Here is a 21,023-nt window from a genome sequence, read left to right as displayed (position 1 = left end):
GCCGGCCGTGCGGCGGGCGGAGCGCCGCCCGCCGCCGGGGGCGCGTCATCCCTTGGCGAACGCGACGACCTTGTCCACCGCCCCGTCGAACCGGTCGTGGTCGCCGACCGTCGGACCGGTGGAGGTGTACTGCCACATGGTGTACGCCGACCAGCCCGCGGGCAGCGTCCCCGCCGACGAGGCGTAACGCGCGATCCAGAGCGGGTTGTTCGCGCCGAAGCCGCTGTAGTTGCCGGTGCACTGGGTCCACCAGCTGGTGGCCGTGTAGATGACGGCGTGGCGGCCGGTGCGGGTCTTGTACCGGTTCAGGAAGTCGCGGATCCAGGTGACCATCCCGCTCTGCGACTTCCCGTAGCAGTCGTCGCCGTACGGGTTCCACTCGATGTCGAGCACGCCGGGCAGCGTCTTGCCGTCCTTGGACCAGCCGCCGCCGTGGTCGACGAAGTAGTCGGCCTGCTTGGTGCCGTTGGTGGTGTCGGGGGTCGCGAAGTGGTAGGCGCCGCGGATCATGCCGGCGTCACGGGACCCCGTGTACTGCTGCGTGAAGTAGGGGTTCGTGTAGTACGTCCCCTCCGAGGCCTTGGTGTAGGCCCAGCGGACGCCGCTGCTCCACAGCGTCGGCCAGGCGACGTTGCCCTGGTAGCTGGCGACGTCCACGCCTTCGGTCTGGGTCGCGCGGGGAACCGTCGGCGTGGCCTCGTCCGTGGGGCCGATGCCGTCGTGGGTCAGTACTCCGATGCCCATGTAGGCGCTGCCGCGCTCGGGCGTGGACCCGCCGGCCGGCAGGGGCACGGCCGCGGGCGTCGACAGGGACAGCAGGAGGCCGGTCAGGACGCCGGTGACGGACCAGCGTGAGCGGCGGCGGGGAAGGGTTATAGGGCTTCGCACGGGATCCATCTGACCCGGGGTCGGCCCGCACCGCACTCCGGATACGGCCGTGCGGTGGTCGCTCCCGCCGGGCGTTGGGCCGTGCGGGTGCGGTCCTCAGCGGCCGGCCAGGGTCATCAGGACGGCGCCGAGGCGGGTGCCGTCCGGTGCCGTCCAGCCGCCCGCGACATGACCGAGCGGTTCACCGGCGGGCAGCGGCGGGGTCCCGGCGACGGGGACGGGGACGCGGTGGACGTGCAGCACCGTGCCGTGCGGCGCGGGCAGCCGGGTGCCGTGTTCGTCGTCGGCGGGGCGCGGGGTGAACGGGCCCTCGGGGAACGGCTCACCCGCGTAGGCGCGGGTCACCTCCCGGTCGGGGGTGTCCGTGATGCTCTGGGCCACGGCCTGGGCCCGGCCCCCGATCAGCGCCAGCAGTTCGGTGAACAGCACCGGGTCGTGACAGCCGTCGTACACCCAGCGCTTGCCCAGCACACCGTGCTCGGCGGTGCCGATCAGGGCGTGCTCGGCGCCGGCGGCCGGGGCGTCGCGGTAGGTGAGCGGGACCAGGTAGGCCACCGGCTCGGGGCCGCGGACGTCGGTGGTCACCATGAACTCGATCCCGACCTCGCCCGCGGGGTCGTCCAGCCGGAAGCCGCCGGACTTCTCCAGTTCCGGGGCCGGTCCCCCGCGGTACCAGGGCCGGGTGGGCAGCCATTCGGCGAGGAGTTCCAGCTTGGTCGGCGTGAGGGTGGTGCGGTGGATGACGGCCACGCGGCAACTCCTCCTGGGCGGGGCGGACATGGACGCGCCCAGCCTTTCACATCCGCGCGACGGCCCGGCCGGCCCGGCCGGGCGGCTCGGGCTCGGGGCGGATCGGGGGACATGCCGGGCCGGGGCGCGGGTAATCGGCTCTCGACCTGATCGACCTCGGCTTCGCACCAGGAAGGCGGATCTCATGCTGATGGCACACCCCGCGGTACTGCAGGACCTGATCGCCCAGTACGAGACCCTGACACTGCTCGGCGCCGAGGAGAGCACGACGCAGGCCCGGCAGCGGCTGGCGGACATCGCCTACACGCTGTGCGTGGCCACGGGCACCAAGGACGTCGACATGGCGCTGATAGCCGCCCGGCACCGCCTGTCCGGGGCGCGCCCGGAGGACGACTCCCTGCTCGGTCCGACCGCCGTGCTGGACCCCGCTCCCGCGGTGGACCCGGCTCCGGTGATCGACCCTGCCGCCATCACCGACCCCGCCCCTCTCACGGACCCCGCCCCCGTCACGAACACGTCCGCCGTGGCGGAGCCCGCGCCCGGGGTCTGACGGCACCGCTGCCGGGGGCGGCCACGCACGATCGCGCCCGCCCCGGTCCGACGACCGCGATAGTTCCTTCCCGCTTATGGCCCGCGCGACCTACCGGGCGGTATACAGACCCAGTTGAGACGCGGACCGCCGCTCGGGGCGGCCCGTGTGCCCGGCCTGTGGGGGAGGAACCATGGCGAACGACACGCGCGCGGCCGACGGGGCGAGAGGCCGGCGGCGGACCACCGTACTGGGGACGGCACTCGGGGGCTGCGCCCTCGTCGCCGCCGCCACGGTGCCCGCCGCCGCCCATCCCGCCGGACCCGGTCGCGATCTCACCTACGTCTCCCTCGGGGACTCCTACACCTCGGGCCCGCTCATACCGCGCCAGGTGGACGCCGGATGCGCCCGCTCCGACCACAACTACCCCTCGCTGCTGGCGTCGTGGCGAGGGGTGAGCACGTTCAAGGACGTGAGCTGCGCCGGCGCCACCACGAACGAGATGTGGCAGCCGCAGGGCGGCAACGCGGCGCAGCTCGACGCGCTGGACCGGAACGCCGACCTGGTGACGGTCCAGATCGGCGGCAACGACGTCGGGTTCGGCTCGATCATCGGCACCTGCGCCCGCCTCGGCGTCCAGGACCCGGCCGGCAACCCCTGCGAACGCTCGTACAAGGCCGGCGGGTACGACCGGCTGGCGCTCGACGTCCTGCGCACCGCACCGAAGATCGACCAGGTGCTGCGCGCGGTCCACCGGCGCGCACCGCACGCCCGGGTCCTCCTCGTCGGCTACCCGGACCTGCTGCCCGACGACGGCGTCGGCTGCTTCCCCGCCGTGCCGTTCGCGGCGAAGGACTTCCCCTACCTGCGGGACACGGAGAAGCGGCTGAACCTGATGCTGCGTACGGTCGCCGCGTGGAACCGGGTCGAGTACGTCGACACCTACCGGCCCACGGTCGGCCACGACATGTGCAAGGCGCCCGCCGACCGCTGGATCGAACCGCTGCAGCCGGCCGCGCCCGCGGCCCCCGCCCACCCCAACGCGCGCGGCGAGGACGCCATGGCGCGGGCCGTGCTGGACCGGCTCGACCACGGCCGCGGTCGCGGCTGAGCACGGGCGACGGCCCCGGCGCGCCGGGGCCGTCGTACGGCTCGATCGGGCTCAGCCGCCGAGCGCGGCCTGGACCACTCCCTTGGCCTCCTCCTGCACCCGGGCGAGGTGGTCGGGGCCCAGGAAGGACTCGGCGTAGACCTTGTACACGTCCTCGGTGCCCGACGGGCGGGCCGCGAACCAGGCGTTGGCGGTGGTGACCTTGATTCCGCCGATGGCGGCCCCGTTGCCGGGCGCCTCGGTGAGGACGCCGGTGACCGCCTCGCCGGCCAGGGTGTCGGCGGTGACCTGGGCCGGGGACAGCTTGGCGAGCAGCGCCTTCTGCTCCCGGGTCGCCGAGGCGTCGATGCGGGCGTAGGCGGGCTCGCCGAAGCGGGCGGTGAGGTCCGCGTAGTGCTCCGACGGGGTCCGGTCGGTGACCGCCGTGATCTCGGAGGCGAGCAGGGCCAGCAGGATGCCGTCCTTGTCGGTGGTCCACACCGAGCCGTCCCGGCGCAGGAAGGACGCCCCGGCCGACTCCTCGCCGCCGAAGCCGATGGTGCCGCCGGCGAGCCCGTCCACGAACCACTTGAACCCGACCGGGACCTCGACCAGCCGCCGGTCCAGGTCGGCGGCGACCCGGTCGATCATCGTCGAGGAGACCAGGGTCTTGCCGATGCCGGTGCCGGCGGGCCACTGCTCGCGGTGCCGGTAGAGGTAGGAGATGGCCACGGCGAGGTAGTGGTTGGGGTTCATCAGGCCCGCGTCCGGGGTGACGATGCCGTGCCGGTCGGCGTCGGCGTCGTTGCCGGTGGCGATGCGGAACCGGTCGCGCTGCTCGATCAGCGAGGCCATCGCGTACGGCGACGAGCAGTCCATGCGGATCTTGCCGTCCCAGTCCAGCGTCATGAACCGCCAGGTGGGGTCGGTGTGCGGGTTGACCACGGTCAGGTCGAGGCGGTGCTGCTCCGCGATCCGGCCCCAGTAGTCGACGGACGCGCCGCCGAGCGGGTCGGCGCCGATGCGCACCCCGGCCGCGCGGATCGCGTCGAGGTCCAGGACGCTCGGCAGGTCCCCGACGTAGGCGCCGAGGAAGTCGTAGCGCCCGGTGGTGCCGGCGGCGAGCGCGCGGGCGTACGGCAGCCGCCGTACCTCCTTCAGGCCGCCCGTGATGATCTGGTTGGCGCGGTCCTGGATCCAGGACGTGGCGTCCGAGGCCGCCGGGCCGCCGCTGGGCGGGTTGTACTTGAAGCCGCCGTCGGCGGGCGGGTTGTGCGACGGGGTGACGACCACGCCGTCGGCTAGCCCGGTGTCGCGGCCGCGGTTGTGGGTGAGGATGGCGTGCGAGACGGCCGGGGTCGGGGTGTAGCCGTCCGCGCCGTCGATGAGCACGGTGACGTCGTTGGCGGCGAACACCTCCAGCGCGGTGACCCGGGCCGGCTCGGACAGCGCGTGCGTGTCGGCGCCGAGGAACAGCGGGCCGTCCACGCCCTGCGCCGCGCGGTACTCGCAGATGGCCTGGCTGGTCGCGGCGATGTGGTCCTCGTTGAAGGCGCTCGCCAGGGACGAACCCCGGTGCCCCGAGGTGCCGAAGGCCACCCGCTGGCCGGGGTCGGCCGGGTCGGGCCGCAGCGCGTAGTACGCCGTGACCAGCCGGGCCACGTCGATGAGGTCATCGGGGCCGGCCGGCTGTCCCGCTCGCTCGTGCGGCATGAGTCCGCTCCTCCGCATCGGTGTGATCGATCGCTCGGGGCCCATCTTTCCCCGTGAGGGGCCCGGCGTGCGAGTGCGCCCGCACCGAGCGCGGTGGGCCGGCCACGGGCCGCACCGTGATCCGTTTCCCGAAGATCACTCCCGCCACGCTCCCGTGTGCCCCCACGACCGGCAGGTAACCGCCCCGTGTCCGGACCCACCGTCAGGGCCCCGGGCTGCCGGGTGTCACAGGCGTACGTGGACCTGACGATCGTCGCGGCCGTGCTGTTCCTCGTCCGGTTCTCCCGCTGCCGGCGCAACGCCCGCTCGCCGTCCGCCGGTTGCCGCCGGGGCTCGGCCCCCGGGCCCCGGCGCGGCAGGCCGCCGCGCCGGGGCCGACGACGCCGGTCCCGGGCGCGGCGGGCCTGCCGCGTCATTCCCGGTTCTCCGGCGGCGGGGCCTCAGCCGATGTGGTAGCTGTCGCCGTAGACCTTCCAGTCCAGCGGTGTGTTCAGGTCGAGGTTGCCCTTGCGCAGGAACACCCGCTGCGCGGTGTCGACCCTGCTGGTGTCGCTGTGCGCCTCCTCCTGCTTCATGGCCCATACCCGCGCGTCGAGGAAGGCGTTCAGGTACGCCGTCTCGCCCCCGCCCTGCGCCGGCGGCCTGGCGCTGCGCAGGGCCCGGCGCCGGATGTTGTGGAAGCCGGTGGGGTCGTCGCCGTCGCCGTGCATGACGATGGCGTCGTAGTAGGCGAACTGGCCGAGGGCGCGGAGCCCGTCCGCCTTGCCCTGGGCGACGGCGGGGTCGAAGTAGACCCGGTCGCGTTCGTCGTTCTGGGCCCGCTGGAAGGCCGGGTCCTGGGCGGCCCGGCGCCAGTCCCGGGGGTAGTCCGGGTCCAGGCCGGCGTGCGAGTCGGTGCCGTCGACCCGGCGCAGGGCGGGCAGGTACCGGGCCAGGACGTTGCCGGGCGCCCGGTCGGTGTAGAGCTGGACCAGGTCGAGCATGTCGCCGGTGCCGGAGCAGAAGCCGATGATGCCGGCGGTGTAACCGCGTCCGTCGCCGATGTCCTCGATGTACTTGTACTGGGCCTTCCAGTCCAGCGAGGAGTTCTCCGCGCTGGAGACGAGCCGCATGGCGATCTCCTTCTTCGCCGGGTCGTCGAGGCCGGGCGCGGCGGCCGAGGCCCGCGCGGCGCGCGGCACGCCGGCGAGCAGGGTGCCGGTGGCGGCGGCGCCCAGCAGGGCGACGGCGGTGCGGCGGGAGAGGGGGGTGCGGGCGGCTGCCGGCCGGGGATCTGTGTACGCCACAGGGACTCCAGTGGGAGGTGGGGGGTCGGGGGGTGGTCGTCCGTGCCGAACTGATAGGAAAGTTTCCTATCGTGTGCGCCGCGGCCCCGTCACCCGTCCCGCGCGAAGTTCGTAGGATCGAACAGCCGAACGTTCCGTCCCCTGGCCCCGCCGAGTGGTCGGCTCAGGCGTGCGGCGTCCGGGCCCGCTCCCCGGCGAAGGCGTACAGCTCCTTCGAGGTGGTGATCAGTTCCCGCTGCTCCTCCCGGGACCCGACCATCGGCTGCGAGCCGCTGAGCGGCACCTGGGCGCTCTCCGGCAGGAACTTCACCGTCAGCAGACCGATCGCGCCGGCCAGCATCAGGTAGTAGGCCGGCATCAGGTCGTCGCCGGTGGCGCCGACCAGCGCCGCGGTGACCAGCGGCGTGGTCCCGCCGAACGCGGCGACGGCGATGTTGAAGCCGATGCCCATGGCCGCGTAGCGGACGGCGGTCGGGAACAGCGCGGGCAGTGTGGCCGCGCTGGGCGCGGCGAAGCAGGCAAGCAGGGTGGACAGCAGTAGCACGCCGAGGATGGGCGGCCAGGTCCCCTCCGCCTTGATCAGCAGGAACGCGGGAACGGCCAGCACGATCATGGCGGCCGCGGCGACGCCGTACAGCGGGCGCCGGCCGACGCGGTCGCTGAGCCGGCCGAGGAAGGTGATCAGCAGGACGATCCACACCATGCCGATGAGCACCAGGACGTCGGCGGAGCCGCTGGACCGGTGCAGCGTCTCGGTCTGGTAGGTCGGCAGATAGCCGGTGACCATGTAGTTCGTGACGTTGTAGAGCAGCACCAGCCCCATGCAGATCAGCAGGGCGGGCCAGTGGTTGCGGACGATGTCCTTGAACTCGCTGCCCGCCGACTCCTGCGCCAGGCTCTTCTCGTGCTCGTCCAGCTGCTGCTGGAAGGCCGGCGACTCCTCAAGCTTGAGCCGCATGTAGAGGCCGATCACCCCGAGCGGCCCGGCGATCAGGAACGGGACCCGCCAGCCCCAGGAGAGCATCTGGGCGTCGGTCAGCATCAGGTTCAGCGCGGTCACCAGGGCCGAGCCGAGGGCGTAGCCGACGAAGGTGCCGAAGTCGAGCCAGCTGGAGAGGAATCCGCGCCTGCGGTCGGGCGAGTACTCGGCGACGAACGTGGTGGCGCCGCCGTACTCGCCGCCGGTGGAGAAGCCCTGCACCATGCGGGCCAGCAGGAGCAGCACCGGAGCGGCGATGCCGATGGTGGCGTACCCGGGGATGATTCCGATGGCGAAGGTTCCGACCGCCATCATGATCATGGTGGTGGCGAGCACCTTCTGCCGGCCGATCCGGTCGCCGAGCGGCCCGAAGACCAGCCCGCCGAGGGGCCGCACGACGAAGGCGGCGGCGAAGGTCGCGAAGGAGGAGATCACCTGGGCCGCCGGGGAGGCGCCGGGGAAGAACACCTTGCCGATGGTGGCGGCGAGGTAGCTGTAGACGCCGAAGTCGAACCACTCCATGCAGTTGCCGAGCGCGGAGGCGCCGACGGCGCGCCTGAGCAGCGGCGGCTCGACGACCTGGACGTCGTCCTTGCGGAAGGCCCCCCGGTTGCGGCGGAGCCTGCGGGTCAGCTCCTCGCGGACCTGGCGCGGCAGTTCCGCCACGGCCTCTGGAGTCCTCGGCCTCGACCCGGCCGGGCGCTCGCCCTCGGGCGTCACTCCGCTCATGGGCGCCTTCCTTTCCACTGCCGCCGGCCGGGCCCCCACCGGCCGGCGCTTCTCACCGCGTGCCCCATCCGCCTGCCCCGCTTCGCACCCGCCACACAGCAAAGTGATCACCGCGGGCGCCGGTCACCGGGTGCCGCACCGCGCCCCGATTCAGAAACCCGGCCGCTCAATGCGATGACGGCCGGTGGTTGGACTTACGAATCATGGAGGCGCAGGGTGGACGTGCCCCTCGCGCACGACGGGCACCCCCTACGGCACCACCCGGAGACGACCCGATGAACCACGTCGCGGACCCCGCTCGCTACGACGGCACCATGCGCTACCGGCGCACCGGCCGCTCGGGACTGGACCTCCCGCTCCTGTCCCTGGGCTACTGGCACAACTTCGGCGACGACCGCCCCTTCGAGACCCAGCGCGAGATCGCGCTGCGCGCCTTCGACCTCGGGATCACCCACCACGACCTGGCCAACAACTACGGCCCGCCGTACGGCGCCGCCGAGATCAACTTCGGCCGGCTGCTCAAGCGGGACCTCGCCCCGTACCGGGACGAGCTGGTGATCTCCACGAAGGCGGGCTGGGACATGTGGCCCGGCCCCTACGGGCAGGGCGGCGGCTCGCGGAAGTACCTGCTGTCCTCGCTGGACCAGTCGCTGCGGCGCATGGGCGTGGACTACGTGGACATCTTCTACTCGCACCGGCTGGACGCGACCACGCCGCTGGAGGAGACGATGGGCGCGCTGGACACCGCCGTCCGCCAGGGCAAGGCCCTGTACGTGGGCATCTCCTCCTACGACGCCGAGCGCACCCGGCAGGCCGCCTCGATCCTGCGCGAGCTGGGCACGCCGCTGCTGATCCACCAGCCGTCGTACAGCATGCTCAACCGCTGGATCGAGACGGACGGCCTGCTGGACACCGCCGAGGAGGAGGGCTTCGGCGTCATCGGGTTCACCGCGCTCGCCCAGGGACTGCTCACCGGCCGCTACCTGGAGGGTGTGCCGGAGGACTCGCGGGCCGCGGCGGGCAAGTCCTTCGACCCGGCCTGGCTGACCGAGGACATGCGGAGCAGGCTGCGCGCCCTGAACGACGTCGCCGCGCGCCGCGGACAGAGCCTCGCGCAGCTCGCGCTGGCCTGGGCGCTGCGGGACGAGCGGGTCACCTCACTGGTGATCGGCGCCTCCCGCACCGAGCAGCTCGAGCAGAACGTCGCCGCGCTGGAGAACCTCGAGTTCAGCGCCGAGGAACTGGCCGAGATCGACAAGCTGGCCACCGACGGCGGCGTCGACCTGTGGCGGGAGGCGCGCCAGGGAACCCTCGGATGACATCTGGCACCGAGTGACACAGACCATGGACATAAGGAAAAAGTAGGACATAATGGAAGCCATCCGGACCGCAGCGACTCGAGGAGCCGCCCCCCGTATGGCTTACGGAGCCCACCACAGCCCCTTCCCGCCGCCCCACCCCGACCTGGGCCTCGCCCGTCACTGCGAGCACTGCCTCGGCTGGGGAACCGTCGTCACCCGCGACGGCGAGCACGAACTGTGCCGCACCTGTCAGCCCGACCCGCACGACGGCGGAAGCGGCCCAGGCTCCGCCTCGTAGCCCCCACCCCCTGCTCGAACTGCTCGAACCAGGACCCGCACGGCCGTGCGCCGCGAAGGGTTAAGATCCTGGTAATAGTTTCCTCAAGAAACCTTCAAATCGAGCAGGGGGGCGGTCATGGGCGCGGCGCGCACCAGCAGTACGCCATTGCCGGGAATCGGTGTCCGGTACGACCTGACGACGCGGGAGCGGCAGCGCCTCTCCGTGGTGGCCCACCGCGACGGCGCGAGAACACTCAGCGCGTACCAGGGCGACGACCCCGACGCCTGCGCCCTGTCCGCCCGGCTCACCGGCGGAGAGGCCCAGGCGCTGGCCGAGGCGCTCCAGCCGACGCACCACAGCCCGAACCTGCTCTACACCACGGAACTGGGCCTGGTGGCCGAGCGGATCGAGCTGTCCGGGGTCTCCCACTGGAACGGCCGGCTGCTCGGTGACACGTGCATGCGTACCGAGACCGGGGTCTCCATCGTCGCCGTGCTGCGGCGCGCCGAGGCGATCCCGTCGCCCGGGCCGGGGTTCCGGCTGGCCGGCGGGGACACGCTCATCGTGATCGGCACCCGCGAGGGCGTCGACGCGGCCGCCGTCATCCTCGGCCGGGAGTGACGCGGATGCACTCCTCCGCGGTCTTCCTCATCGAGTTCGGCGCGATCATCCTCGGCCTCGGGCTGCTGGGCCGGCTCGCCGCGCGGCTGAGCTTCTCCCCCATCCCCCTGTACCTGCTGGCCGGGCTGGCCTTCGGCGAGGGCGGGCTGCTGCCGCTCGGCGCCAGCGAGGAGTTCGTGGCGATCGGCGCCGAGATCGGCGTCGTCCTGCTGCTGCTGATGCTGGGCCTGGAGTACACCGCCAGCGACCTGGTCTCCAACCTCAGAACCCAGTACCCGGCCGGCATCGTCGACGCCACCCTCAACGCGCTGCCCGGCGCCGTCATGGCGCTGCTGCTCGGCTGGGGCCCGATCGCCGCCGTCGTCCTCGCCGGCATCACCTGGATCTCCTCCTCGGGCGTCATCGCCAAGGTCCTCGGCGACCTCGGCCGGATAGGCAACCGGGAGACCCCGGTGATCCTCAGCATCCTGGTCCTGGAGGACCTGTCGATGGCGGTCTACCTGCCCGTCGTCACCGCGCTGCTGGCCGGCACCGGGCTCGCGGCGGGCAGTGTCACGCTGGCCGTGGCCCTCGGCGTCGCCGGGCTGGTCCTGCTGCTGGCGGTCCGGTTCGGGCGGCACATCTCCCGCTTCGTCTCCAGCGACGACCCGGAGAAGCTGCTGCTCGTCGTGCTCGGGCTGACCCTGCTGGTCGCGGGCGTGGCCCAGCAGCTCCAGGTCTCGGCGGCGGTGGGCGCGTTCCTGGTCGGCATCGCGCTCTCCGGCGAGGTCGCCGAGGGCGCGCACAACCTGCTCGCGCCGCTGCGGGACCTGTTCGCGGCGGTGTTCTTCGTCTTCTTCGGCCTGCACACCGACCCGGCCAGCATCCCGCCGGTGCTGCTGCCCGCCCTCGCCCTCGCGGTCGTCACGACGCTCACGAAGATCGCGACGGGCTACTGGGCCGCGCGCCGGGCGGGCATCTCGTCGAAGGGCAGATGGCGGGCCGGCGGCACCCTGGTGGCCCGCGGCGAGTTCTCCATCGTCATCGCCGGTCTCGCGGTGACCTCGGGGATCGACTCCGACCTCGGTCCGCTGGCCACGGCGTACGTCCTCATCCTGGTGGTCCTCGGGCCCCTCACCGCCCGCTACACCGAACCGGTCGCCCGCAGGCTTGCCGCCCTCGGCGGCCGCCGCACGGCACCGGACGCCGGGCCGGCCGCGGGCGACGCACCGCTCACCGAGGACGCCGAGCCCGCGCTGCGGGACCAGGACACGGTCGGCCGTCCCTGACCAAGACGCCGGGAGGCACGAGGGCCCGCGCCCCTCGGCCGCCCCGGCATCCGCGCGCCACAGGGGCGGGCCGCCGCCGGACCTGGCCGAACCGGGACCCGGCTCTCAGCCGGCGCCCCACTCGCCGCCGCGCGCGTGCACGTACTCCAGGGCGTCGAGCACCACGGTGCGGCGGTACCAGGAGCGCCAAGCGGCCAGCTCGGCGGCCAGCTCGCCGAGGGCGGCCTCCTCCCCCGGTTCCAGCCAGCGGCCCGGGTCCGTCCGGTGCACGGAGATCACCCCCGGGCAGGCCCCCTCGGCCGTCATCATCGGGGCGCTGTGCACGGCGCGGCTGCCCGCGGCCAGCGTGGCCAGGCCGACGGGGTGCCCGGCCAGCCCGGGGTCGGCGGCCACGTCGGCCACGGTCACGGGCCGGCCGGCCGCCTGGGCCCGGGCGCAGACCGCGGGCGGACCGCCGACCAGGGCGAGGCAGTCGCGATAGGCGGCGTCGAGCCCGTGGTGGGCCTCGAGTACGAGGGCCTCCTCACGGGTGTGATCGGTGAGGTGGATCTCCGCCGCGTCCGCGTCGGTCAGGGTCACCGCCGCGTACACGGCCGCCCTGAGGACCTGCCGGCGGTCGCGCGCGTCCACCGGGTCCGGCAGCGCGAGGGCGGGCGGCGGCAGGTGCCGGCGTCCGGGGAACCACTCCCCCGCCGCGTGCGGCGCCGGCGCGCTCACCACGGCGGCGGCCAGCACCCGCAGCGGTACGTTGTGGTGCTGGGAGCCGTCGCGGAGCAGGGCGAACGCCTCCTCGGGGCCGGGCAGGCCGTACCGGGCCAGCAGGATGCCCTGGGCGATGCCGATGAGCCCGCTGGTGCGCGCCTTGGCCCGCAGCCCGAACACCTCGCTGCGCACGTCCTCCGGCAGCGCTTCCGCTCCGGGCGGCGGCCCGGCGGCCGTCGCGCGGCACACCGCGGCCAGTGCCTCCTCCAGCGTGGGACAGAGCCGGACGCCCGGCAGTTCGGCGGCCGCGAGCATGGCGCGCACCTCGGGGCGGGCGCCGCTGATCAGCACCGGTCCGGTCCCGAGGTCCCGGGTGCGGGTGTCCAGGGCGTCCCGGACCTCGTCGCTCATCCGGCTGACGCCCGAGACGTCCAGGACGAGGCGCAGCCCGCGCCGGTCGGCCCGCGCCAGCCGCAGGTCCAGTTCGCGGCCGAGCATGCCGGCGCCGTACCGGTCCAGCGGCCCGGACAGGCGCAGCACCACCGCCCGGTCGGCCACCGGCAGCACGGTCAGCGAGGCGGCCGCCGTCATGGCGCGCGACCCCCGGGATCCACATCCACGTACATGCCACGACCCGGTCGGGGCGAACGTCTGCCCGCTTCCCGCCGGCTCCTCCCCTCAGACTGTTCCCGGCAGCCGTGGAATGGCAAGCCGGGCGGGGCCGGCCGGGAGCGGCGGCACGTCCCGTGGCACCGGCCGGGGGAAAGCGGGTTTGGACCCGGCCGGAGCGGCAAACCGGATGTCGACCGCACACCGGAACGACGTTGGGATGTGACTACCCCATGGCTGGTGACCAGAAGGCAAAGGCCAAGGCGGAGCAGGCCAAGGGCAAGGCCAAGGAGGCCGTGGGCCGCGCCGTCGGCAACGAGCGCATGGAGGCCGAAGGCCGCATGGAGGGCGCGCGGGGCGACGCCCGGGAGGCCAAGGAAAAGGGCAAGGACGCCTTCAAGCACTGACGAGCACTGAACCGGAACAGCATGCCGGGGCAGGCCGCGGGAATGAACCCGATTTCCGCGGCCTGTCCCGGTTCGCGTGTACTTGATCGACCGTCCAGTGGGTATCCGCCACAAGGACGGCACGAGCCTCCTCGATCAGGAAGGGACCCCGACCCCGGCGGAAGAGGGCAACGAGGTATGGACATCCACCTGTCGACTCACACGGCCACGCGGGCCCGCCCCGGGCCCCTGCGGCACAGCCGCACCTGGGACTGCGGCGCGCCCTGCATCGCCGAGGCGAGGGACGCGGTCGGCGCCCTCCTGGAACGGGCGCGTCCCGCACCGGGCCGACGCGCGGTCCAGGATGCCCAGCTCGTCGCCAGCGAGCTCGTCACCAACGCCGTCAAGCACGCTCCCGGCCCGTGCGCGCTCCGCCTCGAGCTGACGCCCGACGCGGCCGCGCTGAGCATCACGGTCGTCGACACCTCCCCCGACCTGCCCCGGCAGCCCCCGCCCGACCCGGGCCGAGTGGGCGGCCACGGGCTGCTCCTGGTGAACATGCTCAGCGGCGGCCTGGAGGTCACCCCGCTGCCGCGCGGCAAGCGCGTCACCGCCGTCGTCGCCCTGCGGGCCGACGCCGGCGGGTGACGCGCGACGGCGACGCCCGCCCGGCTCAGGCCAGCCTGAGCCCCACGATGCAGGTGTCGTCGTCGGTGTCCGACCTGCTGTGCGTGAGCAGCCGGTCCAGGTGCTGGTCCAGACCGCCGGGCGCCGAGCGCGCCATCGACAGCAGATGCGACAGGGACTCCTGCACGGACCGGTCCCGGCGCTCGATCAGACCGTCGGTGTACATCAACAGCGTGTCACCGGCAGCCAGTTGGACCTCCGTCTCCTCGTACACGGCGTCCGGTACGGCGCCCAGCAGCAGCCCCTTGAGCGTGGGCATGGCGGTGGCCTCCGCGTCCCGCACCAGGACCGGCGGGAGATGTCCGGCCCGGGCCCAGCGCAGGGTGCGCCGCTCGCCGTCGTAGAGACCGCACACCGCGGTGGCGGTCACGGCGCCGGTCAGATGGTGGGCGACGATGTTCAGCCAGGACAGCAACTGCGCCGGCCCGGCGCCGGTCACGGCCAGGCCGCGCAGGGCGTTGCGCAGCACGACCATGCTGGTCGCGGCCTCTATGCCGTGCCCGGCGACGTCCCCCACGCACACCAGCACCAGACCCGAGGGCAGCACCACCGCGTCGTACCAGTCGCCGCCGACCAGATGCTCCGTCTCCGCCGGCCGGTACCGCACGGCAACCTGGAGGTCGGGCACCTCCAAAGGGGACTGCGCCGGGGGCATGATCGCGTGCTGGAGCTGCAGGGCCAGCCGGTTGCGCTCGTCGGCCTGCTGCTCGGTGTGGGCGAGCTGGTCCCGGGTGGCGGCCAGGGCGACCTCCGTCCAGTGCTGGGCGGAGATGTCCTGGTAGGCGCCGCGGACGACGAGGAGCTGGCCGTCGGTGTCCAGGACGGGTTCGGCCACCACCCGCACATGCCGGGTCACCCCTTCCGGCCGCTGCAGCCGGAAGGCCACGGAGGCCGGGCGCCGCTGGTGCACCAGGGTGCGCAGGAACCGGCCGATGCCGACGGCGTCGTCGGGGTGCGCGTGCGCGGCCAGATCCTCCAGCGGGACCGGAGGGCTGGTGGGCGGGCGGCCGTACAGGTCGAAGAGCTGCCCGTTCCAGGTGATCTCGGCGGTGAGCAGATTCTCCTCGAAGCCGCCGATGCGGCCGAGCCGCTGGGCGTGCTGGAGCAGGCTGGCCAGCCGGGCCGCCTCGTCCTCGATCCGCCAGATCAGCAGCACGCTGGAGCCGTGCCGGCTGATGCTGATGTCCGCGACCGCCGACAGCGGAACCTGGTCGACCAGGGCGGTGAGCCGCATGCGCTGGGCGCGGAACGGCTCGCCGGTGGCGTAGACCCGCTCCACCCGCTGGAACAGCTCGTTGGTCCCGGCGGCCATCGGGTAGGCCTCCAGCAGCAGCGCGCCGCCGACGACGGCCCGCGGCCGGCCCGCCGGGTCGAGGAAGTGGCTGTTGACGTGCTGGATGCGGAAGTCGACGAGCTGTCCGGTGTCGTCGAGGTGCGGCACCAGGACCAGGGCCGGGTCGTGCAGGCCGTCCGCCAGGTCCATCAGTTCCACCACGTCCGGCAGCACCCGGTTCTCCTGGGCGCCGGGCAGCAGCGGGTGCGACTCCAGGGTGTGCGCGCACAGTTCGGCGAGCGCTTCGAGCTGTCGTACCACCTGGGGCGGCCTCGGGCCCTCGGGGCCCGGCCAGGCGATCTCCAGCACGCCGTGGATACGGCCGCCCACCCCGGCCGGCACGGCTGCCCGGGCGCCCTCCGCGAAGGCGCGGCGGCCGATGGTGGGCAGCCCGGACTCGGCGAGGGACGTCAGCCACTGGCCGTCCCGTTCGGTCAGGCCGCGCCGGGCCACGGTGGCCACGTCCGGCGGGACGTAGCGCCAGCGTTCGGCCTCGGCCTGCGGGAAGCCCGCGCTGCCCGCGAGGGTCAGCGAGCCGTCGGAGCCGGCGGCCCAGACCGCCACGGCCACCGCGCCGAGCGGCCGCAGGGCGTGCTGGAGCAGCGAGTCGGCCACCGCCTGGGTGTCGTGGGCGGCGAGGACGCCGCTCTCGGCGGCGCGCAGCCGCACCGCGGCGGAGTCCTCGGCCTGCCCGGCCGGGTCCGCGGTGGCGGCCAGGAAGGCCTTGGCGACCTCCGAGACCCGGTCCCGGGCAGCCTGGTTGATGACCTCGACCGCGAACTCCAGCGGGGTCACCCGGGCCTGCTCGGTCAGCTCGGCGAGCTGCCGGGCGGCCTGCGCCGGGCCGCAGCCGAGGCGCTCGACCAGGATGCCCTTGGCCAGTTCCAGCAGGGCCCGGCCCTCGGCCTCGGCCTGTGCCGCCCGCACCTCCTCGCGCAGCCGCTCGACGGTGGCGGCGAGCCTGCCCACGGGCGAGGTGGCCGGCGCCCCGGCGGGGTCGCTCCGCTCCAGCGGGCCGGCGGGCGCCGCGGCCTCACCCGGGCCGGACGGGTCCAGGGCCCCGGCCAGGCCGGACGGACCCAGGAGCCCGGCCAGGCCGGGCGGGTCCAGGGGCCCGGCCTGTTCCGGCGGATCCAGTGGCCCGCCCAGGCCGGACGGGTCCAGGGGCCCGCCCGGGCCGGACGGTTCGACGGCCCCGGGCGTGCCGGGCACGGCGGGCGGGCCGGCGCCCGGCGAGCCCGGGTCCACGGCGGCCGCCTCGGACAGCGGTTCGTTGTCGTTCACCGGAATCCTGCTCCTCGGCCGGCGGTCATGGCGTGCGTCCTCATGCGGGCAGCCAGCGCCGGACGCAGGCGATGAGGTCCTGGGTGTCGACCGGCTTGGTGACGTAGTCGCTGGCGCCGGACGCGAGGCTCTTCTCCCGGTCGCCCTGCATGGCCTTGGCGGTCACGGCGATGACCGGCAGGTCGGCGTACTGCGGCATCCTGCGGATCTCGGCCGTGGCGGTGTAGCCGTCCATCTCGGGCATCATCACGTCCATCAGGACGAGTTCGACGTCCGGGTTGTTCACCAGCGTGTCGATGCCCTTGCGGCCGTTCTCCGCGTGCAGCACGCGGAAACCGTGCAGTTCGAGGATGCCGCTGAGCGCGAACAGGTTCCGGGCGTCGTCGTCGACCACGAGGACCGTACGGCCCCGGGTCCGCTCGTCGACCGGCTGGGGCGCCGTGAGCTGCTGCGGCTCCTCGCCGCGCACCAGGGTGAGCACCTCGCCGGGCTCCTCGGCCGACAGGTGCAGGGCGATCCGCTCGCGCAGCTCGTCCAGGCTGTACAGGTACTCCAGCGAGCCGCCCTCCGTGTCCGCGGCGAGGTGCTCGGTGCGGTGCGAGCTGTGCACCAGGACCGGGACGCTCGCCAGCGCGGAGTCGCCGCGCAGCGCGCGCAGGAAGCGTGCCGACTCCCCGTCCGGCGCGCCGAGTTCGACGACGACGCAGTGGCAGGGCTCGGCGGCGAGGGCGCCGGCCGCCTCGTGCGCGCCGACCGCGGCGATGATGTCGACGGTGGCGTCCTCGGCACGTCCGTGCCCGAGGTCCCCGACGACGCTCTCGGCGACCAGCGTCAGCAGGCCGCGCGGCCGCTCCTCCACCACCAGCAGGCGGCGCGGGCGTTCCCGCTTGGCGGATGCGGGGGGCGCGCCTTCCAGGGCCGCGGTTCCGGGCGCCGTGCCGGCCGGGAGCGGCTCGGGCGGCTTCGGCGCGCTGCGCAGCAGGTCCTCGAAGTCCAGCCGGGCGACGGGCAGGAACAGGGTGAAGGTGCTGCCCTTGCCGGGGGTGCTGGCCACGGTGACGGCGCCGCCGAGGAGGTGGGCGATCTCCCGGGTGATGGACAGGCCGAGACCGGTGCCGCCGTACTTGCGGCTGGTGGTGCCGTCCGCCTGCTGGAAGGCGCCGAAGATGGTCTCCCGCTGCTGTTCGGCGATGCCGATGCCGGTGTCCTTCACCCGGAAGGCCACGATGGTCCCGCCCCGCACCACGCCCTCGGGCACCTCGTCGTCGGGGGCGGGCTCGATGCGCAGCTCGACGCTGCCCTGCTCGGTGAACTTCACCGCGTTGGAGAGCAGGTTGCGCAGGATCTGCCGCAGCCGGGAGTCGTCGGTGAGCAGGTCGGCGGGGGCGCCGGGCGCGGTGCTGACCGTGAAGTCCAGGCTCTTCTGCGAGGTCATCGGGCGGAACGTGGCCTCGACGTACTCGATGAGCTGCCGCAGCGGGACACGCTCGGGGCTGACGTCCATCTTCCCGGCCTCGACCTTGGACAGGTCGAGGATGTCGTTGATGAGCTGCAGCAGGTCGGAACCCGCGGAGTGGATGATGCCCGCGTACTCGACCTGCTTCGGGGTGAGGTTGCGGGACGGGTTCTGGGCGAGGAGCTGGGCGAGGATGAGCAGGCTGTTGAGCGGGGTGCGCAGCTCATGGCTCATGTTCGCGAGGAACTCGGACTTGTAGCGGGAGGCGAGCGACAACTGCTGCGCGCGGGCCTCCAGTTCCTGCCGCGCCTGCTCGATCTGCAGGTTCTTCGCCTCGATGTCCCGGTTCTGGTCGGCCAGCAGGGAGGCCTTGTCCTCGAGTTCGGCGTTGGACTGCTGCAGTTCCTCCTGCCGCGCCTGCAACTCGGCGGAACGGGAGCGCAGTTCGCTGGTGAGGCGCTGCGACTCCTCCAGCAGTTCGTCGGTGCGGGCGTTCGCCACGATGGTGTTGACGTTGACGCCGATGGTGTCCACGAGCTGCTGCAGGAAGTCCCGCTGGACGGGGGTGAACGCGGTGACCGAGGCGAGCTCGATGACACCGAGGACCTGCTCCTCGAAGAGGATGGGGAGCAGCAGCAGGGCGGTGGGCTCGATCTCGCCGAGCCCGGAGGAGATGGTGACGTAGCCGGGCGGCAGCTCGTCCACGGCGATCGTGCGGCGGCTGCGCGCGGCCTGGCCGACCAGGGAGCGGCCGAACGGGATGCGGGCGGGCCGGTTGTCGCCCTCCGGCCTGCCGTAGGAGCCGACGAGCCGCAGCTCGGGCCCGGTCTCGCCGTCCTCGGCGAGGTAGAAGGCGCCGTACTGGGCGGAGACCTGGGGCACCAGTTCGTCCATGATCAGCTCCGCGACGATGGGGAGGTCGCGGTGGCCCTGCATGAGGGCGGAGATCCGGGCGAGGTTGGTCTTGAGCCAGTCCTGCTCCTGGTTGGCCAGGGTGGTCTCGCGCAGGGACTCCACCATGGAGTTGATGTTGTCCTTGAGGTCGGCGACCTCGCCGGAGGCGTCGACGGTGATCGACCGGGTCAGGTCGCCCTCGGCGACGGCGCTGGCCACGTCGGCGATGGCGCGCACCTGACGGGTGAGGTTCCCGGCGAGTTCGTTGACGTTCTCCGTCAGGCGCTTCCAGGTGCCGGAGACGCCCTCGACCTCGGCCTGGCCGCCGAGGCGGCCCTCGGTGCCCACCTCGCGGGCCACCCGGGTCACCTCGTCGGCGAACGCCGAGAGCTGGTCCACCATCGTGTTGATGGTCGTCTTCAGTTCGAGGATCTCGCCGCGCGCGTCGACGTCGATCTTCTTGGACAGGTCGCCCCGGGCCACGGCGGTGGTCACCAGCGCGATGTTGCGCACCTGGCCGGTGAGGTTGTTGGCCATGGAGTTGACGTTGTCGGTGAGGTCCTTCCAGGTGCCGGCCACGTTGGGCACGTGCGCCTGGCCGCCGAGCCGGCCCTCGGTGCCCACCTCGCGGGCCACGCGGGTCACCTCGTCGGCGAACGCGGAGAGCGTGTCGACCATGGTGTTGATGACGTCGGCGAGCGCGGCGACCTCGCCCTTGGCCTCGACGGTGATCTTCTGCGACAGGTCGCCCTTGGCGACGGCCGTGGCGACCTGCGCGATGGAGCGGACCTGACCGGTCAGGTTGGACGCCATCACGTTGACGTTGTCGGTGAGGTCCTTCCAGGTGCCGGAGACACCGCGGACGGTGGCCTGGCCGCCGAGGTTGCCGGCCGTGCCGACCTCGCGGGCCACCCGGGTCACCTCGTCGGCGAACGCCGAGAGCTGGTCCACCATCGTGTTGATGGTGTTCTTCAGCTCCAGGATCTCGCCGCGCGCGTCCACCGTGATCTTCTGCGACAGGTCGCCCTGCGCCACCGCGGTGGCCACCTGGGCGACGTTGCGCACCTGGGCGGTGAGGTTCCCGCCCATGAAGTTCACCGAGTCCGTGAGGTCCCGCCAGGTGCCCTTGACGCCCTTGACGTCCGCCTGACCGCCCAGCCGGCCCTCGGTGCCCACCTCGCGGGCCACCCGGGTCACCTCGTCGGCGAACGCCGAGAGCTGGTCCACCATCGTGTTGATGGTGCTCTTCAGCTCCAGGATCTCGCCCCGGGCGTCCACCGTGATCTTCTGCGACAGGTCGCCCTGCGCCACCGCCGTCGTCACCTGGGCGACGTTGCGCACCTGGGCGGTGAGATTTCCGGCCATGAAGTTGACCGAATCCGTGAGGTCCCGCCAGACGCCGGCGACCCCCGGCACCTGCGCCTGCCCCCCGAGACGCCCCTCGGTACCCACCTCGCGCGCCACCCGGGTCACCTCGTCGGCGAACGCGGAGAGCTGGTCGACCATCGTGTTGACGGTCTCCTTGAGCTGGAGGATCTCGCCGCGCGCGGGGACGTCGATCTTCTGCGACAGGTCGCCCTTGGCGACGGCGGTCGCGACCTGTGCGATGTCGCGCACCTGGGTGGTGAGGTTGCCCGCCATCGCGTTGACGGAGTCGGTGAGGTCGGCCCAGGTGCCGGAGACGCCCGGCACCTCCGCCTGGCCGCCGAGGGTGCCCTCGGTGCCCACCTCGCGGGCCACCCGGGTCACTTCGGAGGTGAACACGGACAACTGGTCGACCATGCCGTTGAAGACGGTGGCGATGTCGCCCATCAGTCCGCTGGAGTCGTCCGGCAGCCGTGTGCCGAAGTCTCCGTCGCGGACCGCCGTCAGCCCCGCGAGGAGCCGTCTCAGTTCCTGTTCACCCGGGACGGCGTCGATCGTCCCGGTCGCCTTGCCGGCCATGTGCACCCTCGTTCCGCTCCCCAGGAGCCCTCGGGCAGAGGGCTCGGAACCACCACCGGGCACGCGGCCTGACCCGGCCCTTGGTGTGTGCATTTCCGCAGTTCACGGAATTGCCTGATGAGAAAAATACGTCGCAGGCTAACCCACTTTCACGAGCCCCGACAAAGCAGCCGCCAGGACGGCAGGACTTCGCCACGACGATCCGCCGCGAGAGGTGTACTTCCCGTCGTCCCGGGTACTCCATCGCGTTCGGCGTCCGCGGAGCGGCGCCTCGCGTCCGGCGTCTGCCGCCGG

At 73.1% G+C, this 21,023-nt stretch carries 16 protein-coding genes; 8 read left to right on the top strand and 8 right to left on the bottom strand.

The genetic code is table 11. The features are described from left to right. Positions 1–45: 45 nt before the first annotated feature. Positions 46–897, bottom strand: a complete 852-nt coding sequence (locus ACFYU0_RS03620) for a lysozyme (RefSeq protein ID WP_389297507.1) — start codon at positions 895–897, stop codon at positions 46–48. 87 nt (positions 898–984) lie between these two features. Then, positions 985–1,638 (bottom strand): 1,4-alpha-glucan branching protein, encoded by a 654-nt coding sequence (locus tag ACFYU0_RS03615; protein ID WP_389297505.1) that lies wholly within the window; start codon positions 1,636–1,638, stop codon positions 985–987. A 184-nt stretch (positions 1,639–1,822) separates the two neighbouring features. Here ACFYU0_RS03615 and ACFYU0_RS03610 point away from each other — a divergent pair, with 184 nt between their 5' ends. Beyond that, a complete protein-coding gene (locus tag ACFYU0_RS03610; RefSeq protein WP_351669849.1) occupies positions 1,823–2,188 on the top strand; it encodes a DUF5133 domain-containing protein in 366 nt (121 codons plus the stop codon). 172 nt (positions 2,189–2,360) lie between these two features. Beyond that, a complete protein-coding gene (locus ACFYU0_RS03605; RefSeq protein WP_389297503.1) occupies positions 2,361–3,278 on the top strand; it encodes an SGNH/GDSL hydrolase family protein in 918 nt (305 codons plus the stop codon). A 51-nt stretch (positions 3,279–3,329) separates the two neighbouring features. On the opposite strand, the gene pgm is transcribed toward ACFYU0_RS03605, so the two are convergent. From pgm to ACFYU0_RS03590, 3 genes are all read right to left on the bottom strand, one after another. Further along, entirely contained in the window at positions 3,330–4,970 is a 1,641-nt protein-coding gene (gene pgm / locus ACFYU0_RS03600; RefSeq protein ID WP_389297501.1) for a phosphoglucomutase (alpha-D-glucose-1,6-bisphosphate-dependent), read from the bottom strand. Positions 4,971–5,410: 440 nt separating this feature from the next. After that, entirely contained in the window at positions 5,411–6,256 is an 846-nt protein-coding gene (locus ACFYU0_RS03595; RefSeq protein ID WP_389297499.1) for a chitosanase, read from the bottom strand. Positions 6,257–6,419: 163 nt separating this feature from the next. Then, positions 6,420–7,964, bottom strand: a complete 1,545-nt coding sequence (locus ACFYU0_RS03590) for an MFS transporter (protein ID WP_389297498.1) — start codon at positions 7,962–7,964, stop codon at positions 6,420–6,422. Positions 7,965–8,239: 275 nt separating this feature from the next. Here ACFYU0_RS03590 and mgrA point away from each other — a divergent pair, with 275 nt between their 5' ends. From mgrA to ACFYU0_RS03570, 4 genes are all read left to right on the top strand, one after another. Continuing rightward, positions 8,240–9,283, top strand: coding sequence for an L-glyceraldehyde 3-phosphate reductase (gene mgrA / locus ACFYU0_RS03585; RefSeq protein WP_389297496.1), 1,044 nt, complete (start codon positions 8,240–8,242; stop codon positions 9,281–9,283). Positions 9,284–9,380: 97 nt separating this feature from the next. Next, positions 9,381–9,563 carry a hypothetical protein gene (locus ACFYU0_RS03580; protein WP_351669866.1) on the top strand — a complete coding sequence of 61 codons (183 nt, stop codon included), beginning with the start codon at positions 9,381–9,383 and terminating at the stop codon, positions 9,561–9,563. Between the two features lie 117 nt (positions 9,564–9,680). Then, positions 9,681–10,166 (top strand): TrkA C-terminal domain-containing protein, encoded by a 486-nt coding sequence (locus ACFYU0_RS03575; protein ID WP_351669869.1) that lies wholly within the window; start codon positions 9,681–9,683, stop codon positions 10,164–10,166. A gap of 5 nt (positions 10,167–10,171) precedes the next feature. Beyond that, positions 10,172–11,434: a cation:proton antiporter gene (locus tag ACFYU0_RS03570; RefSeq protein ID WP_389297494.1), complete on the top strand. Its 1,263-nt coding sequence runs from the start codon at positions 10,172–10,174 to the stop codon at positions 11,432–11,434. A gap of 105 nt (positions 11,435–11,539) precedes the next feature. Here the strand turns inward: ACFYU0_RS03570 and ACFYU0_RS03565 are convergent, their stop codons facing one another. Beyond that, positions 11,540–12,727: an ANTAR domain-containing protein gene (locus tag ACFYU0_RS03565; protein WP_389297493.1), complete on the bottom strand. Its 1,188-nt coding sequence runs from the start codon at positions 12,725–12,727 to the stop codon at positions 11,540–11,542. Between the two features lie 251 nt (positions 12,728–12,978). Between ACFYU0_RS03565 and ACFYU0_RS03560 the strand changes: the two genes are divergently transcribed. After that, a complete protein-coding gene (locus ACFYU0_RS03560; protein WP_351669878.1) occupies positions 12,979–13,152 on the top strand; it encodes a CsbD family protein in 174 nt (57 codons plus the stop codon). Between the two features lie 177 nt (positions 13,153–13,329). After that, positions 13,330–13,779 carry an ATP-binding protein gene (locus tag ACFYU0_RS03555; protein ID WP_389297490.1) on the top strand — a complete coding sequence of 150 codons (450 nt, stop codon included), beginning with the start codon at positions 13,330–13,332 and terminating at the stop codon, positions 13,777–13,779. Between the two features lie 25 nt (positions 13,780–13,804). Here ACFYU0_RS03555 and ACFYU0_RS03550 read toward each other — a convergent pair whose 3' ends face one another. Beyond that, positions 13,805–16,162, bottom strand: a complete 2,358-nt coding sequence (locus ACFYU0_RS03550; protein ID WP_351670031.1) for a SpoIIE family protein phosphatase — start codon at positions 16,160–16,162, stop codon at positions 13,805–13,807. A 313-nt stretch (positions 16,163–16,475) separates the two neighbouring features. Further along, complete coding sequence (locus ACFYU0_RS03545; protein WP_389297488.1) at positions 16,476–20,729, bottom strand: HAMP domain-containing protein; 4,254 nt, start codon at positions 20,727–20,729, stop codon at positions 16,476–16,478. Positions 20,730–21,023: the final 294 nt, after the last annotated feature.

The sequence above is a fragment of the Streptomyces sp. NPDC003720 genome (genome assembly GCF_042875075.1).
Classification (GTDB): Bacteria; Actinomycetota; Actinomycetes; order Streptomycetales; family Streptomycetaceae; genus Streptomyces.
This window is presented reverse-complemented; position numbering and strand designations above follow the sequence as displayed.

Excerpts from the sequence above, each read along its gene's own strand:
- ACFYU0_RS03620 (WP_389297507.1), bottom strand. The coding sequence starts at position 897 with ATGGATCCCGTGCGAAGCCCTATAACCCTTCCCCGCCGCCGCTCACGC.
- ACFYU0_RS03570 (WP_389297494.1), top strand. The coding sequence starts at position 10,172 with ATGCACTCCTCCGCGGTCTTCCTCATCGAGTTCGGCGCGATCATCCTC.
- ACFYU0_RS03545 (WP_389297488.1), bottom strand. The coding sequence starts at position 20,729 with ATGGCCGGCAAGGCGACCGGGACGATCGACGCCGTCCCGGGTGAACAG.
- ACFYU0_RS03590 (WP_389297498.1), bottom strand. The coding sequence starts at position 7,964 with ATGAGCGGAGTGACGCCCGAGGGCGAGCGCCCGGCCGGGTCGAGGCCG.
- mgrA (WP_389297496.1), top strand. The coding sequence starts at position 8,240 with ATGAACCACGTCGCGGACCCCGCTCGCTACGACGGCACCATGCGCTAC.
- pgm (WP_389297501.1), bottom strand. The coding sequence starts at position 4,970 with ATGCCGCACGAGCGAGCGGGACAGCCGGCCGGCCCCGATGACCTCATC.
- ACFYU0_RS03565 (WP_389297493.1), bottom strand. The coding sequence starts at position 12,727 with ATGACGGCGGCCGCCTCGCTGACCGTGCTGCCGGTGGCCGACCGGGCG.
- ACFYU0_RS03580 (WP_351669866.1), top strand. The coding sequence starts at position 9,381 with ATGGCTTACGGAGCCCACCACAGCCCCTTCCCGCCGCCCCACCCCGAC.
- ACFYU0_RS03575 (WP_351669869.1), top strand. The coding sequence starts at position 9,681 with ATGGGCGCGGCGCGCACCAGCAGTACGCCATTGCCGGGAATCGGTGTC.
- ACFYU0_RS03560 (WP_351669878.1), top strand. The coding sequence starts at position 12,979 with ATGGCTGGTGACCAGAAGGCAAAGGCCAAGGCGGAGCAGGCCAAGGGC.
- ACFYU0_RS03605 (WP_389297503.1), top strand. The coding sequence starts at position 2,361 with ATGGCGAACGACACGCGCGCGGCCGACGGGGCGAGAGGCCGGCGGCGG.
- ACFYU0_RS03555 (WP_389297490.1), top strand. The coding sequence starts at position 13,330 with ATGGACATCCACCTGTCGACTCACACGGCCACGCGGGCCCGCCCCGGG.
- ACFYU0_RS03610 (WP_351669849.1), top strand. The coding sequence starts at position 1,823 with ATGCTGATGGCACACCCCGCGGTACTGCAGGACCTGATCGCCCAGTAC.